At 65.7% G+C, this 15,378-nt stretch carries 9 protein-coding genes; 1 reads left to right on the forward strand and 8 read right to left on the reverse strand.

The features are described 5' to 3' along the window. Nucleotides 1-44 precede the first annotated feature (44 nt). The 8 genes from ACKLLE_RS25890 to ACKLLE_RS25925 all read right to left on the reverse strand — a co-directional run bounded on the left by ACKLLE_RS25890 (nucleotide 45) and on the right by ACKLLE_RS25925 (nucleotide 13,987). Nucleotides 45-1,529 carry an efflux transporter outer membrane subunit gene (locus ACKLLE_RS25890; protein ID WP_420059438.1) on the reverse strand — a complete coding sequence of 495 codons (1,485 nt, stop codon included), beginning with the start codon at nucleotides 1,527-1,529 and terminating at the stop codon, nucleotides 45-47. Then, nucleotides 1,526-4,639: an efflux RND transporter permease subunit gene (locus ACKLLE_RS25895; protein ID WP_420059439.1), complete on the reverse strand. Its 3,114-nt coding sequence runs from the start codon at nucleotides 4,637-4,639 to the stop codon at nucleotides 1,526-1,528. Before ACKLLE_RS25895 ends, ACKLLE_RS25890 begins: the two co-directional genes overlap by 4 nt. Nucleotides 4,640-4,670: 31 nt before the next feature. Next, nucleotides 4,671-7,769 carry an MdtB/MuxB family multidrug efflux RND transporter permease subunit gene (locus ACKLLE_RS25900; protein ID WP_420059440.1) on the reverse strand — a complete coding sequence of 1,033 codons (3,099 nt, stop codon included), beginning with the start codon at nucleotides 7,767-7,769 and terminating at the stop codon, nucleotides 4,671-4,673. Beyond that, on the reverse strand, nucleotides 7,766-9,094 hold the full coding sequence (locus ACKLLE_RS25905) for an MdtA/MuxA family multidrug efflux RND transporter periplasmic adaptor subunit (protein ID WP_420059441.1): 1,329 nt from the start codon (nucleotides 9,092-9,094) through the stop codon (nucleotides 7,766-7,768). Before ACKLLE_RS25905 ends, ACKLLE_RS25900 begins: the two co-directional genes overlap by 4 nt. A gap of 178 nt (nucleotides 9,095-9,272) precedes the next feature. After that, a complete protein-coding gene (tpx, locus tag ACKLLE_RS25910) occupies nucleotides 9,273-9,773 on the reverse strand; it encodes a thiol peroxidase (protein ID WP_009400333.1) in 501 nt (166 codons plus the stop codon). Nucleotides 9,774-10,010: 237 nt separating this feature from the next. After that, on the reverse strand, nucleotides 10,011-11,291 hold the full coding sequence (locus ACKLLE_RS25915) for a serine/threonine transporter (RefSeq protein ID WP_420059442.1): 1,281 nt from the start codon (nucleotides 11,289-11,291) through the stop codon (nucleotides 10,011-10,013). Between the two features lie 277 nt (nucleotides 11,292-11,568). Next, nucleotides 11,569-12,762 carry an amino acid aminotransferase gene (locus tag ACKLLE_RS25920; RefSeq protein WP_420059443.1) on the reverse strand — a complete coding sequence of 398 codons (1,194 nt, stop codon included), beginning with the start codon at nucleotides 12,760-12,762 and terminating at the stop codon, nucleotides 11,569-11,571. 214 nt (nucleotides 12,763-12,976) lie between these two features. Further along, nucleotides 12,977-13,987 (reverse strand): Ldh family oxidoreductase, encoded by a 1,011-nt coding sequence (locus ACKLLE_RS25925; RefSeq protein ID WP_420059444.1) that lies wholly within the window; start codon nucleotides 13,985-13,987, stop codon nucleotides 12,977-12,979. A gap of 114 nt (nucleotides 13,988-14,101) precedes the next feature. On the opposite strand from ACKLLE_RS25925, the gene ACKLLE_RS25930 reads away from it, so the two are divergent. Next, nucleotides 14,102-15,343, forward strand: coding sequence for an NAD(P)/FAD-dependent oxidoreductase (locus ACKLLE_RS25930; RefSeq protein ID WP_420059445.1), 1,242 nt, complete (start codon nucleotides 14,102-14,104; stop codon nucleotides 15,341-15,343). Nucleotides 15,344-15,378 lie beyond the last annotated feature (35 nt).

Consider the following 15,378-nt stretch of genomic DNA (forward strand, 5'->3'; position numbering starts at 1 on the left):
GGTGAACCCGCTCCCACAGGGTCCGCGTCGGCCAAGAGAAGGCGCTACTCCTGCGCCGCGGTCATCTGCCCATCCCACCCACCGCCCAGCGCGGCAATCAGCTGGACACTGGCCACCAGCCGGCCCTGCAGCAGGTTGAGTACGCTGCGCTCGTTGCTCAGCGCCGTGGTCTGCACATTCACCACGTCCAGGTAGCCGATCAGCCCGGCCTTGTACTGGTTCTCGGTCAGGCGCAGGGATTCGCGCGCCGATTCCAGCGCTTCCTGACGCACCACCGCCTCATCGCCATACACCTTGAGCTGCACCAGGTAGTTTTCCACCTCGCGGAAACCATCCAGCACGGTCTGGCGGTACTGCGCCACGGTCTGGTCGTACACCGCTTCGGTACGGTCTACCTCGGCCGAGCGCTTGCCGGCGTCGAACAGGGTCATGGCCAGGCTCGGCCCTACCGACCAGAAGCGGTTGGGCAGGCTGATCCAGTTGCTGAAACTGCTACTGCTGTAGCCGCCGTTCATGCTCAGGCTCAAATCCGGGAAATAAGCGGCCCGGGCCACGCCGATATTGGCGTTGGCGGCCATCACGTTGCGCTCGGCGGCGGCGATATCGGGACGGCGCTCCAGCAACTGCGACGGCAGCGACAGCGGAATCTGCGGCAGGGCCGGAATAGTATCGGTGGCGGCCAGGGAAAACTCCGCCGGCACCTTGCCCAGCAACACGGCGATGGCGTTCTCGTACTGCGCACGCTGCCAGACCAGATCCACAAGGTCGGCCTCGGTGGTCTTGAGCTGGGTTTGCGCCTGGGCGACCGCGTCCTTGCCGGACACCCCGGCCTGGTACTGGTTCTGGGTCATCTTCAGCGAACGCTGGTACGCCGCCAGGGTCGCTTCGAGCAAGCGCTTCTGCTGGTCGATCACCCGCAGTTGCAGGTAGTTCTGCACCAATTCCGACTGCTGGCTCAGGCGGATCGAGGCCATTTCGGCGAAGCTTGCCTCGGCGCTGGCCTCGTTGGCGTTGAGCCCCTCGCGCAGCTTGCCCCACAGGTCGATTTCCCAGCTCACCCCCAGTTGCGCGCTGTAGGTGTCGCGGATCCCGCTGCTGTTGTTGCTCAGGCTGGAGCTCGAACTCCCGGTGCCCTGGCTCGAACGGGTCTTGCTGGCGCTGAGATCGAGGCTGGGGAACAGCGAGGCCCGCGAGCTGCGCATCAGGGCCTGGGCCTGGCGGTACTGGGCCTCGTACTGGCGCACGGTCTGGTTGTTGGCATTGAGTTCGGCGACCAGCGCGTTGAGTTGCGCATCGCCATACAGCTCCCACCAGGCTCCACGGGCCAGGGTGTCGGACGGCGTAGCCTGGGTCCAGCCCTCGGCATGCTTGAACGGCACGTCGGTGTGCATGGCCGGGCGATGGTAATCCGGGCTCAGGGTGCAGGCGCTGAGCATCGCCACGCACAGGCCGGCCGCCAGCAGGCGCGAGCCACGGGCCCCGAGCAGGCGCATCAGCGAAGAATCGGAAAGAAGCAGGCGTTGGCTCATAGCGGGGTTTCCAAAGCGGCATCGGTGCGCACGCCGCGCCAGCGGTTGAAGCGGTGGCGGGCGCGGTCCAGGTAGAGGTAGACCACCGGGGTGGTGTAGAGCGTGAGGACCTGGCTGAAAACCAGGCCGCCGATGATGGTCAGGCCCAATGGCTGGCGCATTTCCGAGCCCTCGGCATTGCCCAGCAGCAACGGCAGGGCACCGAGGATCGCCGCCAGGGTGGTCATCAGGATCGGCCGCAGGCGCAGCAGGCAGGCGCGGCGAATCGATTCTTCGGGGTCCAGGCCCTCGTGGCGCTCGAGTTGCAAGGCAAGGTCGATCATCAGGATGGCGTTTTTCTTCACCACGCCGATCAGCAGGAACAGCCCCAGCAACGAGATCAGGCTGAACTCGCCACCGGTGACGTACAGGGTCAGCAAGGCGCCGACGCCCGCCGAGGGCAGGGTCGAGAGGATGGTCAACGGGTGAATGTAGCTTTCATAGAGAATGCCCAGCACCAGGTACACCAGCACCAGTGCGCCGAGGATCATCAGCGGCTGGCCCTGCTGGGTCTTGACGAAGGCGTTGGCATTGCCGCCGAGCTTGGCGATGACGTCTTCGGGCAAACCGACCGCGGCCACCGCACGCTCCACCGCCGCCAGGGCTACGTCCGGGGTGTAGCCCTCAGCGATATCGAAGGAGATGTCCTCCGCGGCGAACTGCCCTTCGTGACTGACCCGGTCATCGGCCAGGGTGTTCTCGTAACGGGCGAAGGTGGACAAGGGCACCCGCGCGCCGTCGGCGGTGATCACCTGGACCTGCTCCAGGGTGCTCGGGTCCTGGGCGTACTTCGGGTTGATCTCCATCACCACCTGGTACTGGTTCAGGCTGTCGTAGATGGTCGAGATCTGCCGCTGGCTGTAGGCGTTGTTGAGCACGGCGGTGACCATGTTCATGTCGATGCCCAGGCGCTTGGCCTGGTCGCGGTCGACCACCAGGGTCACCTGCTGGGTGCCGCCGCCGTCGCGGGCGTCGATGGCGGTCAGTTCGGGCAGCGCACGCAGGGCCGCGACCACCTTCGGGTACCAGTTGCGCAATGCCCCCAGGTCACCGCTTTGCAGGGTGTAGAGGTACTGCGAGGTGGTCTGGTCGCGACCGCCCCCGCCCAGTTGCAGGTCCTGGTCGGCCTGGAGGAACAGGCGTCCGCCGGGCACCAGGGGCATTTCCTTGCGCAGGCGCTCGATCACCTGCTGGGCCGAAAGCTTGCGTTCCTTGATCGGCTTCAGGCGCACCAGGACCATCGCGTTGTTGGTGCCGCTGTTGCCGCCAATGAAGCCGGCCACGCTCTGCACCGCCGGATCGGCGAGCAAGGCACGCCGGTAGATCTCCATCTTCGGCTGCATCACGCTGAACGACAGGCCGTCGTCACCGCGCACGAAGCCCATCAACTGGCCGGTGTCCTGTTGGGGCATCAGGGTCTTGGGCACCACCACATACAGGGCGATATTCACCCCGATGGCGACGAACAGGCTGAGCAGGGTCAAGCGCCGATGACGCAGGGCCCAGCCGAGGCTGCGGTCGTAACCGGCGACCATGCGCTGGTTGACCCGCTCGCTCCAGCGTTGCAGGCGGGTCTGCCCCGCCGCCGGATCGTGGGGCTTGAGCCAGCGCGAGCAGAGCATCGGGGTCAGGGTCAGGGACACCACCAGGGAGACGATGATCGCCGCCGCCAGGGTGATGGAGAACTCGCGGAACAGCGCGTTGACGATGCCGCCCATGAACAGGATGGAGACGAACACCGCCACCAGCGAGACGTTCATCGACAGCAGGGTGAAGCCTACCTCGCGGGTTCCGAGATAGGCCGCGCGCAGGGGCGGCTGGCCGTCCTCGATATGCCGCGAAATGTTCTCCAGGACCACGATGGCATCGTCCACCACCAGGCCCGTGGCAAGGATCAGCGCCATCAGCGACAGGTTGTTCAAGGAAAAACCGCACAGGTACATGACCGCGAAGGTACCCACCAGCGACACCGGCACCGCCAGGGTCGGGATCAGCGAGGCGCGGAAATTGCCGAGGAACAGGTACACCACCAGCACCACCAGGACCACGGCGATCAGCAGGGTGTGCTCGGCTTCCTTGAGGGTCGCCTTGATCACCGGCGAGCGGTCCATGGCGATGTTCAGGGTAACGCTGGACGGCAGCAGCGATTGCAGGGCCGGCAGCTGTTCCTTGATCTGCGCCACGGTCTGGATGATGTTGGCGTTGGTCTGCCGGTTGATCACCAGCAGCACCGCTTCCTGGTCATTGAAGAAGCCGCTGTTGTAGCGGTTCTCCACGCCGTCGCTGACCTTCGCCACATCGCTCAGGCGCAGCACCGAGCCGTCCTGGTAGCGGATCACCAGCGGTTCGTAGTCCTTGGCCTTTTCCAGCTGGTCGTTGGCCCGCACCTGCCAATTGCGCCCGGCGTCCTCGATAAAGCCCATGGGCCGGCGCTGGTTGGCCGCGGCCACGCTCTCGCGCACGTCTTCCAGGGCCAGGCCGTACTGGGCAAGCATCTTCGGCTGCAGCTCGATGCGCACCGCCGGCAGCGAGCTGCCGCCGATCTGCACCTCCCCTACCCCGGCCACCTGCGACAGGCTCTGCGACAGGATGGTCGAGGCCAGGTCGTAGAGCTGGCCCTTCTGCAGCACGTCGGACGTCAGCGACAGCACCATGATCGGTGCTTGCGACGGGTTGATCTTCTTGTAGGTGGGCATGCTTTTCATGCCGCTGGGCAGCAGGTTGCGCGCGGCATTGATGGCCGCCTGCACTTCCCGCGCGGCGCCGTCGATATCGCGGTCCAGGTCGAAGCCGAGAATGACCCGGGTCGAGCCCTGGCTGGAACTGCTGGTCAGGGTGGTGACCCCGGCGATGGTGCCCAGCTTGCGCTCCAGCGGCGTGGCCACGGTCGCCGCCATCACCTCGGGGCTGGCGCCCGGGAGGCTGGCCGAGACCACGATCACCGGAAAGTCCATCTTCGGCAACGGTGCCACTGGCAACAGGCCGAAGCTCACCGCACCGAGGAGCATGATCGCAAGGCTCAGGAGCATGGTCGCCACCGGGCGACGGATGAAAGGCGCGGAGAGGTTCACGACAGGCTCCCGCTCATCACGGCCATGATGCTCATGCCTGCTCCCCGCTGGCCGCCGGCTGCGGCTTGAAGCGCCGCGCCAGGCGATCGAAGTACAGGTAGATCACCGGCGTGGTGAACAGGGTCAGGACCTGGCTCAGGGCCAGGCCACCGACCATCACCAGGCCCAGCGGTTGGCGCAGCTCGGCACCGGAACCGCTGGCGAGCATCAATGGCACCGCACCGAACAGCGCCGCCAGGGTGGTCATCAGGATCGGCCGGAAGCGCAGCAGCGCCGCCTGGTAGATGGCCTTCTGCGGCTCCATGCCCTGGTTGCGTTCGGCCTCCAGGGCGAAGTCGATCATCATGATCGCGTTCTTCTTGACGATGCCGATCAGCAGGATGATGCCGATGATGGCGATCATGCCCAGGTCGTTGCCGCTGAGGATCAGCGCGAGCAAGGCGCCCACCGCCGCCGAAGGCAGGGTCGAGAGGATGGTGACCGGATGGATGTAGCTCTCGTAGAGCACGCCAAGGACGATGTACATGGTTACCACGGCAGCGAGGATCAGCAGCAATGTGCTCGACAGCGAGGCCTGGAAGGCTTGCGCCGCGCCCTCGAAGCGGGTCTGCACGCCCAGCGGCATGCCGATGTCCTTCTGCACCTGCTCGATCAGTTGCACGCCCTCGCCCAGGGACACGCCCTCGGCCAGGTTGAACGACAGGGTCACCGCCGGGAACTGGCCGATATGGGAAATCGCCAGTTGCGCCTGGCGCTCCTCGACATGGGCCAAGGCCGACAGGCGCACCTGGCTGCCGGCGGTGGTCTTGACATAGATGCCGTCCAGCGCCTTGGGCCCGAGGGTGGCCGCGGCCTCGGCCTGGAGCACCACGCGGTACTGGCTGGCCTGGGTGTAGATGGTGGAAATCTGGCGCTGGCCGAAGGCGTCGTACAGGGCGTTGGTGATTTCCGAAACGGTCACCCCAAGGCGGCTGGCGGCGTCGCGGTCGATCACCAGGAACACCTGCAGGCCCTTGTCCTGCAGATCGCTGGCGACGTCGGTCAGTTGCGGGTATTGCTGCAGGCCATGCACCAGCTTGCCGCTCCACTGCGAAAGCAGCTCGGCATCCGGCGACGACAGGCTGAACTGGTACTGGGTACGGCTGACCCGGTCCTCGATGCTCAGGTCCTGCACCGGCTGCATGAACAGGCGGATGCCGCTGAGGCGGTCGACCTGCGGTTGCAGGCGGGCGATCACCTGGGCGGCGGTCAGGTCACGCTCGCCGTGGGGCTTGAGGTTGATCAGGAAGCGCCCGCTGTTGAGCGTGGCGTTGTCCCCATCGACGCCGATATAGGACGACAGGCTGTCCACGGCCGGGTCCTCGAGGATCAGTGCCGCCAGTTCCTGCTGGCGCTGGCTCATGGCGGCGAAGGACGTGGCCTGCGGCGCCTCGGAAATGCCCTGGATCACCCCGGTGTCCTGCACCGGGAAGAAACCCTTGGGCACGGCGATATACAGCAGCACGGTCAGGCCCAGGGTCGCCACCGCCACCAGCAGGGTCAGCGGCTGGTGCCTGAGCACCCATTGCAGGCCACGGCCGTAATGCTCGATCAGCCAGTCGATCCAGGCGCCGCTGGCCCGGTAGAAGCGGCTCTGCTCCTGCTCCTTGGGTTCACGCTTGAGCAGGCGCGCGCACATCATCGGGGTCAGAGTCAGGGATACCACCAGGGAAATCAGGATCGCCACCGCCAGGGTAATGGCGAATTCGCGGAACAGCCGCCCCACCACGTCGGCCATGAACAGCAGCGGGATCAGCACCGCGATCAGCGAGAACGTCAGCGAGATCAGGGTGAAGCCGATCTGCCGCGCGCCCTTGAGCGCGGCCTGCAGGGGCGTCTCGCCTTCCTCGATGTGGCGGGCGATGTTCTCCAGCATGACGATGGCGTCGTCCACCACGAAACCGGTGGCGATGGTCAGGGCCATCAGGGTCAGGTTGTTGATGGAGAAGCCGGCCAGGTACATGACGCCGAAGGTGCCGATCAGCGACAGCGGCACGGCGATGGACGGAATCAGGGTGGCGCTGACGCGGCGCAGGAACAGGAAGGTCACCATCACCACCAGGGCGATGGCGAACAGCAGTTCGTGCTGCACGTCGCGCACCGAGGCGCGGATGGTCTGGGTGCGGTCGGTGAGCACGCTGACGTCCAGGCCGGCCGGGAGGTTGTCGGTGATTTCCGGGAGCATGGTCTTGATCCGGTCCACCACCTCGATCACGTTGGCCCCCGGCTGGCGCTGGATATTCACCAGCACCGCCTGGTTCTGGTTGGCCCAGGCGGCCAGGCGCTCGTTCTCGGCACCATCGACGATCTCGGCGACATCCTTCAGGCGCAGCGGCGCGCCGTTGTTGTAGGCGAGGATCAGGTTGGCGTATTCCTCGGGAGAGCGCAGCTGGTCGTTGGCGTCCAGCATCGACACCCGGGTCGGGCCATCGAAGTTGCCCTTGGGCTGGTTGACGTTGGACGCGCCGATCAGGGTGCGCACGTCGGCCAGGTTCAGCCCTGCTGCCGCGAGGGCGTCGGGGTTGACCTTGATCCGCACCGCCTGGCGCTGGCCACCGGCGATACTGACCATGCCGACGCCGCTGATCTGGGCGATCTTCTGCGCCATGCGCGTATCGACCAGGTCGTTGAGCTTGGGCAGCGGCATGGTCTTCGATGAAATCGCCAGGGTCAGCACCGGGGTATCGGCCGGGTTGACCTTGTTGTACACCGGCGGCGCCGGCAGATCGCTGGGCAACAGGTTGCTGGCGGCGTTGATCGCCGCCTGTACCTGCTGCTCGGCGACGTCCATGTTCATTTCCAGGCTGAAGCGCAGGGTCAGCACCGAGGCGCCGCCGGAGCTGGTCGAGGCCATCTGTTCCAGGCCCGGCATCTGCCCGAACTGGCGTTCCAGCGGGGCGGTCACCGCGCTGGTCATCACCTGCGGGCTGGCGCCGGGGTACAGGGTCATGACCCGGATGGTCGGGTAGTCGACCTGGGGCAGCGCCGCCACCGGCAGCAGCTTGTAGGCGATCAGGCCGGCCAGGACGATGGCCAGCATGCTCAGGGTGGTGGCGACCGGGCGGAGAATGAACAGGCGCGAGAGGTTCATGCGCCGGCCTTGCCGCTGGATGCCGGGGCTTCGGAGACCTCGGGCTTGTCCTGGCCTTGCAGGTGCTGGCCGGGAGTGGTCGGAACCTTGGCCGGGTCGTCCACCACATCGACCTTGGTGCCATCGCGCAGGCGGTCGGTGCCTTCCAGCACTACCCGCTCGCCCTTGGCCAGGCCTTCCTTGACCACGGTGCGTTCACCATCGCTGGCGCCGACCTTGAGGTTGCGGATATGCACCTTGTTCTCGTCGTCGATGACATAGACGAAGGTGCCGTTGCTGCCGAACTGGATCGCCGCCGCCGGCGCCAGCACCACGTCCTTGAGGGTGTCGGCCAGCAGCCGGGCGTTGACGAACTGGTTGGGGAACAGGGCCTCGTCGCGGTTTTCGAAACGCGCCTTGAACTTGAGGGTACCGGTGGTGATGTCGATCTGGTTATCGATGCTCGCCAGCACGCCGGTGGCCTGCTGGCGCGTGTCGCCACGGTCCCAGGCCTCCACCGGCAGCGGCGTACCGGTACGGAAGCGGGCCAGCACGGTGTCCAGCTCGTTTTCCGGCAGGGTGAAGGCGACGGTGATCGGCTGGGTCTGGGTGATCACCACCAGGGCGGTGGTGTCGTTGGCCGCCACCAGGTTGCCGAGGTCGAGCTGGCGCAGGCCGAGACGGCCGGAGATCGGGGCGCGGATCTTGGTGAAGTCGAGATTGAGCCTGGCGTCGCCCACCGCGGCCTGGTTGGTCTTGATCGTGCCTTCGTACTGCGCGACCAGCGCGGCCTGGGTGTCGAGGGTCTGCTTGGCGATGCTGTCCTCGGCATACAGGCCCTTGTAGCGGGCCAGGTCGATCTGCGCGTTCTTCAGTTGCGCCTGGTTCTGCGCCAGGGTGCCCTCGGCCTGCTGCAGGGCGATCTGGTAGCTGCGCGGGTCGATCTCGGCGAGCAGGTCGCCGGCCTTCACCTGCTGGCCTTCCTTGAAGTAGACCTTGACCAGTTCCCCCGCCACCCGGCTGCGCACATTGACCGTGTTGGTCGCGGTCACGGTCCCCAGCGCCTTGTAATAGACCGGGAAGTCGCCAACCGTGGCCGCGGCCACCCGCACCGGGACGCTGGCAGTGGACGAGCCGAAGCCCGGGCGGCCGCCGCCGACCCCGGCCATGGCGCCGCGGCGACCACCGGCATTGCCTTTGGCTTCGCCCTGGGCGGCCGGCGTGGTGTGGGACTGTGCGCTGGGCCAGAGCCACCAGCACAGGCCGGCGATGACCAGCAGGATCAACAGGCTCAGGAGCCAGCGGCGGGAGGAACGGGAGGAAGATTGCATCGGGTTCTCGACCATGAGTACGCAGGAAACTTTGAAGGAGGCTGAACGATAAGCACTCCAAGCGTTTTAGCAAAGCGCCTTTACCGGCAATTTACCGATAACTGACGTTGCCAAGTTTCTGAACTTTAAATAAAAACGGCCTGGACTAAGCCAGGCCGTTTCAGGGTGTTGCAGGATCGTCGTGCCGCTTGCCTTACTTCAGGACCGCCAGGGCCGCGTCGTAGTTCGGCTCTTCGGCGATTTCGCCCACCAGCTCGGCGTGCAGGACCTTGTCGTTCTCGTCCAGGACCACTACCGCACGGGCAGCCAGGCCGGCCAGTGGGCCGTCGGCGATGGCCACGCCGTAGTTCTCGAGGAACTCGCGGCCGCGCAGGGTCGACAGGTTCTGCACGTTGCTCAGGCCTTCGGCGCCGCAGAAGCGGGCCTGGGCGAACGGCAGGTCGGCGGAAATGCACAGCACCACGGTATTGGCGATGTCGTTGGCCTGGGCATTGAACTTGCGCACGGAGGTGGCGCAGGTTGGCGTATCGACGCTCGGGAAGATGTTCAGCACCTTGCGCTTGCCGGCGTAGTCCTTCAGCGACTTGTCGGCCAGGCCTTCGCCAACCAGGGAGAACGCAGGCGCCTGGGCGCCGGCCTTCGGCAGTTCGCCTTTGACCTGAACCGGATTGCCTTTGAGAGTCACTTGAGCCATGAGCGGAGTCCTTATGCGGGGTTGAAAAGACCCAGAGTTAAGCACGAAAGTGCGCCGGCACCTATGGGGCAATGCAAATTGTTGAATTGTCGGACGTTTCTTGTGGACAATCTGCCGATTTAAAGCCGAACAATCATGCCCGCCTTGATTGGCCCTGTGGGAGCGGGCTCACCCGCGATTACATTGGTGAATTCACTGACGTAATCGCGGGTGAACCCGCTCCCACAGGGTTTCGCGTTACGGCAGCAGCGAATAGACGACGGAAGACAGCGCCACCAGGCCGACAACCACAACAAACACATTCGACACCTTGCCGCTGTACTTGCGCATCGCCGGGACCTTGCGGATGGCGTACATCGGCATCAGGAACAGGATCGCCGCGATCACCGGGCCGCCCAGGGCTTCGATCATGCCGAGGATGCTCGGGTTGAGGGTGGCGACGATCCAGCACACCACCAGCATCAGCGCGGCGGTCACCCGGTCCAGGGTCTTGGCCGGCGGGCGTTTGCCGGTCTTGAGGATGATGCCCTTGAGGCCCTCGCTGGCGCCGATGTAGTGACCGAGGAACGACTTGGCAATGGCGACGAAGGCGATCAGCGGCGCGGCGAAGGCGATGGTCGGGTTGCTGAAGTGGTTGGCCAGGTACGACAGGATCGACAGGTTCTGCGCCTTGGCCTCGGCCAGTTGCGCCGGGGACAGGGTCAGCACGCAGCTGAACACGAAGAACATCACCATCGCCACCATCAGCAGATGGGCACGGGCCAGGATCTGCCCGCTGCGCTCGTCGGCATGGGCACCGTAGCGGCGCTTCTGGTCGACGGCAAAGGCCGAGATGATCGGCGAATGGTTGAAGGAGAAGACCATGACCGGGATCGCCAGCCACAGTGTGTGCAGGAAGGCGCCGCCACTCGGCACATCGCCGGCGGTGCTGAGGATGCCGCCGTTCCACTGCGGAACCAGGAACACCGCGAGGAACGCCAGGGCGACGATGAACGGGTAGACCAGCAGGCTCATGGCCTTGACCGTGGCCTGCTCGCCGCAGCGCACGACGGCCAGCAGGCCGAGGATCAGCACGAACGACAGCAGCGCCCGCGGAGGCGGCTGGATATGCAGTTGGTGCTCCATGAAGCTGCCGACGGTGTTGGTCAGGGCCACCGAGTAGATCAGCAGGATCGGGAAGATGGCGAGGAAGTAAAGCACGGTGATCATCGCACCGGCACTCAGGCCGAAGTGCTCTTCCACCACCTCGGTGATATCGCCGCCGTTGCGTCCAGACAGGACGAAGCGGGTCAGGCCGCGGTGGGCATAGTAGGTCATCGGGAAGGCCAGCAGCGCCAGGATCAGCAGCGGCCAGAAGCCGCCGAGGCCGGCGTTGATCGGCAGGAACAGGGTGCCGGCGCCGATCGCGGTGCCGAACAGGCCAAGCATCCAGGTGGTGTCATGACGGTCCCAGCGCGCAAGGCTCGCCGCCGGGGTGGATTCGAAGCGTTGTTCAACGCTCGGGGACTGCTCGTTCATTCCGGGTGAAGCTCCACTCGCAAGACTGCAACAGCGCCGCAAGTGGCTGAATAGACGCCTCAGCACACCCCGGCCATAAAAGAGGGGCGCGATTGTGCGCTGAAAGGTTGCACTTGCAAAGCCCTGTCCGAGGAATGGTTGCACCTTTGCGGTGCATAGACAGCAGGATTTTGAGGTGTTGCTGATGGCCTCATCGCTGGCAAGCCAGCTCCCACAGAGACCGCGTGCGCCGCGGATCCTGTGGGAGCTGGCTTGCCAGCGATGAGGCCCTCAAGACTTACTGAACCGCAGCGATCGCCTCCGCCACCTGCTGCAGGTTGTCAGGGCGCAACCCCGACATGCACACCCGGCCGCTGTCGATCAGGTATACGCCGAACTCGTCGCGCAGACGGCGCACCTGGGCCACGCTCAGGCCGGTGTAGCTGAACATGCCGCGCTGGCTGAGGAAGAACGAGAAGTCCTGGCCCGGCAACAACACCGCCAGCGCATCCACCAGGCCCTGGCGCATCTCCAGGATACGCAGGCGCATCTGCTCGACTTCCGCTGCCCATTGGGCATTCAACCCGGCATCGTTCAATACCGTGGCCACCAGTTGCGCACCGAAGGTGGGCGGGCTGGAGTAGTTGCGGCGTACGGTGGCCTTGAGCTGGCCGAGTACGCTGGCCTGGGTCTGGGCATCGTCGCAGACCACGGACAGCCCCCCTACCCGCTCGCCATACAGCGAGAAGATCTTCGAGAAGGAGTTGCTGACCAGGCACGCTACGCCGGCACGGGCGGCCTCGCGGATGGCGAAGGCGTCCTCGACCAGGCCTTCGCCGAAGCCCTGGTAGGCGATATCGAGGAACGGGATCAACTCGCGCGCCTTGACCACTTCGATCACCTGCTGCCATTGGGCCTGGTTCAGGTCGACGCCGGTGGGGTTGTGGCAGCACGGGTGGAGCAGGACGATGCTGTTGGCCGGCAGGGTCTGCAGGGTAGCCAGCATGCCGTCGAAGTCGACGCCACGGGAGGCCTGGTCGAAGTACGGGTAGGTATTCACCTTGAACCCGGCACCTTCGAAGATGGCACGGTGGTTGTCCCAGGTCGGATTGCTGACCCATACCTGCGACTCGGGGAAATAGCGCTTGAGGAAGTCGGCACCGACCTTCAGCGCGCCGGAACCGCCGACCGTCTGCACGGTGGCGACGCGGCCGCTGGTCACCGCCGGGTGATCGGCGCCGAACAGCAGGTTCTGGATGGCCTGGCGATAGCCGGCCAGGCCTTCCATCGGCAGGTACAGGGAGGCTTCGTGGGGCTTGTCGGCCAGGCGCTTCTCCGCCTCGCCCACGGCTGCCAGTTGTGGCACCACGCCGGCCGCGTCGTAGTACAGGCCGATGCTCAGGTTGACCTTGTTGGCACGCGGATCGGTCTTGAAGGTCTCCATCAGCGACAGAATCGGGTCACCGGCATAGGCATCGACATGTTTGAACACAGCGCACAGCTCCTTGGGGCAGGATGAATCGAACAAAGTGTGTCGAGCATACCCGGACTCGCGGTGCAGGAACATGCCCTTGGTGCAAGGGTTTTGTGCATGAGTGCATGAATCGAAAAAACACCGCGGCCCGTGTGGGAGCGGGTTTACCCGCGATTGCAATGGTGAACTCACTAACGCAATCGCGGGTGAACCCGCTCCCACAGGGTCCGCGCTAGGCTAGGGATTGCAGTTGTGCCCATTCCTCCGCCGTCACGCCCACCCCTTCCCGCGCCGACTGCTCCCGCTCCCTGAACCGCCGCTCACCTGGCATCCGCGTCACCCCTGCCGCCTCCATCTGCCGCACCAGTTCCCGCGCCCGCGCGGCGAAGCGCTCGCCCTGGGCCAGGCGTGGATCGATGACGATGATCAATTGCCCGGTCCACGGCGTCTTCGCCCCTGGATGCCGCGACCAATCGAACTCGAAGGAGAAATTGCCGCCGGTCAGCGCCGCCGCCAGCAATTCGACCATCATCGACAATGCCGAGCCCTTGTGCCCGCCGAACGGCAGCAGCGCCCCGCCATCGAGAATCGCCGCCGGGTCCCGGGTGGGCCTGCCGTCGCGGTCAACGCCGATGCCCTCGGGCAGCAACTCGCCCTTGCGCGCGGCGATCTGCACATCGCCATGGGCCATGGCGCTGGTCGCCATGTCGAAGACAATCGGCGCCCCGCCCGCGCAGGGCGCGGCAAAGGCGATCGGGTTGGTGCCGAACAACGGCCGCCGCGCCCCCTCGGGCACCACGCAGGTCATGCTGTTGACCACGCTCAGGGCTACCAGGCCCTGTTCGGCGAACGGCTCGACGTCCGGCCACAAGGCGGCGAAATGGTGGGAATTTTGGACTGCCAGTACCGCGATCCCGGCGCTGCGCGCCTTGTCCACCAGCAGTTCGCGGGCCGCAGCCAGTGCCGGCTGGGCAAACCCGCCAGCGGCATCGACACTCACATAACCGCTGGCCACATCGCTGACCACGGGCTCGGCCCGGCCATCGACCCAGCCGCTGGCCAGGGTAGAAAGATAACCGGGGATACGGAACACGCCATGGCTATGGGCACCATCACGCTGGGCACTGGCGCAGTTGGCCGCGAGGGTGGCGGCCACCGTTTCACTGCAACCATGACGAACGAAGATGCGCTGCAACAGGTTCACCAGGTCGGCGAACGGAATCCGTGTGGCAGGTGCGGACATCTGAAGCTCCCTTGCTTGGAATTGGATTGGGATCAGCTACCCGTGGACTTTCTCCGGATGACCGCTATCTGTCAAAGTCTGTAGCAACCCTGACCACGCTGGAGGTGTACCCGCATGCAATGCCAAACCCTCGTTCTCGGTGCCGGAATCGTCGGCGTCAGTACCGCCCTGCACTTGCAGGCGCGCGGACGGCAAGTCGTGCTGATCGACCGCAACGAGCCCGGCAGCGGCACCAGCCATGGCAATGCCGGGCTGATCCAGCGCTCCAGCGTGACGCCCTACGCCTTTCCCCGCGACCTGAAAACCCTGGCTCGCTACAGCCTCAACCGCCAATCCGCGGTGCGCTACGACTGGCGCTACCTGCCACGGGTCGCGCCATGGCTGCTGCGTTACTGGCAGCAGTCCGCCCCTGCCCCGCTGGCCGACGCGACCCGGGCCATCCAGCCGTTGATGCAACGCTGCGTCAGCGAGCACGACCCGCTGATCGAAGCCGCCGGGGCCCAGGCGCTGGTCAGGACCGAGGGCTGGATCGAGCTGTACCGGGATCAAAGCGCCCTGGCCGCCGCCACCGCCGATGCCGCGAATCTCGGGCCCTACGGCCTGGCCTTCGACCTGCTCGACCGCCAGCAGCTGCATGCCCGGGAGCCCAGCCTGAGCCAGGCGGCCATAGGCGCCATCCACTGGCTCGATCCCAAGACCGTAAGCAATCCCGGTGCGCTGGTGCGCGCCTATGCACGCCTGTTCGTGCAGCGCGGCGGGCAGTTCATCCACGGCGATGCGCGCAGCCTGCGGCAGGTCGAGGGTGGCTGGCAGGTCAGCAGCCAGCGCGGGCCGATCGATGCCCGGGAGGTGGTCATTGCACTGGGCCCGCAGGCGGCCGAGGTGCTGAAGCCGCTGGGCTACGCCATTCCATTGGAGAGCAAGCGCGGCTATCACATGCACTTCCAGGTGCGTCCGGGCATGCCGCTCCGGCATTCGATCTGCGATGTCGAGGCCGGCTTCGTCATCGCGCCGATGGACCAGGGCATTCGCCTGACCACCGGCGTGGAGTTCGCCGCCAGCGAGGATCCGGGCAATGAAATCCAGTTGAAGCGCTGCGAGGTGATCGCTCGCAGCCTGTTCCCCCTGGGCGAGCGGCTCGACAGACAGCCGTGGCTGGGGCGCCGCCCGTGCCTGCCGGACATGCGCCCGGTGATCGGCCCGGCGCCACGGCATGAAGGGCTGTGGTTCAACTTCGGCCATGCCCACCATGGCCTGACCCTGGGGCCGGTCACGGCAAGGCTGGTGGCGGAGATGATGTGTGGGGAAGTGCCGTTTACCGACCCGGCGCCCTATAGCGCCGGGCGTTTCGGTTGAGATCAAAAGCGGTATGCGGATCCTGTGGGAGCGGG

This window comes from Pseudomonas bharatica (assembly GCF_048586865.1).
Taxonomy (GTDB): domain Bacteria; phylum Pseudomonadota; class Gammaproteobacteria; order Pseudomonadales; family Pseudomonadaceae; genus Aquipseudomonas; species Aquipseudomonas bharatica.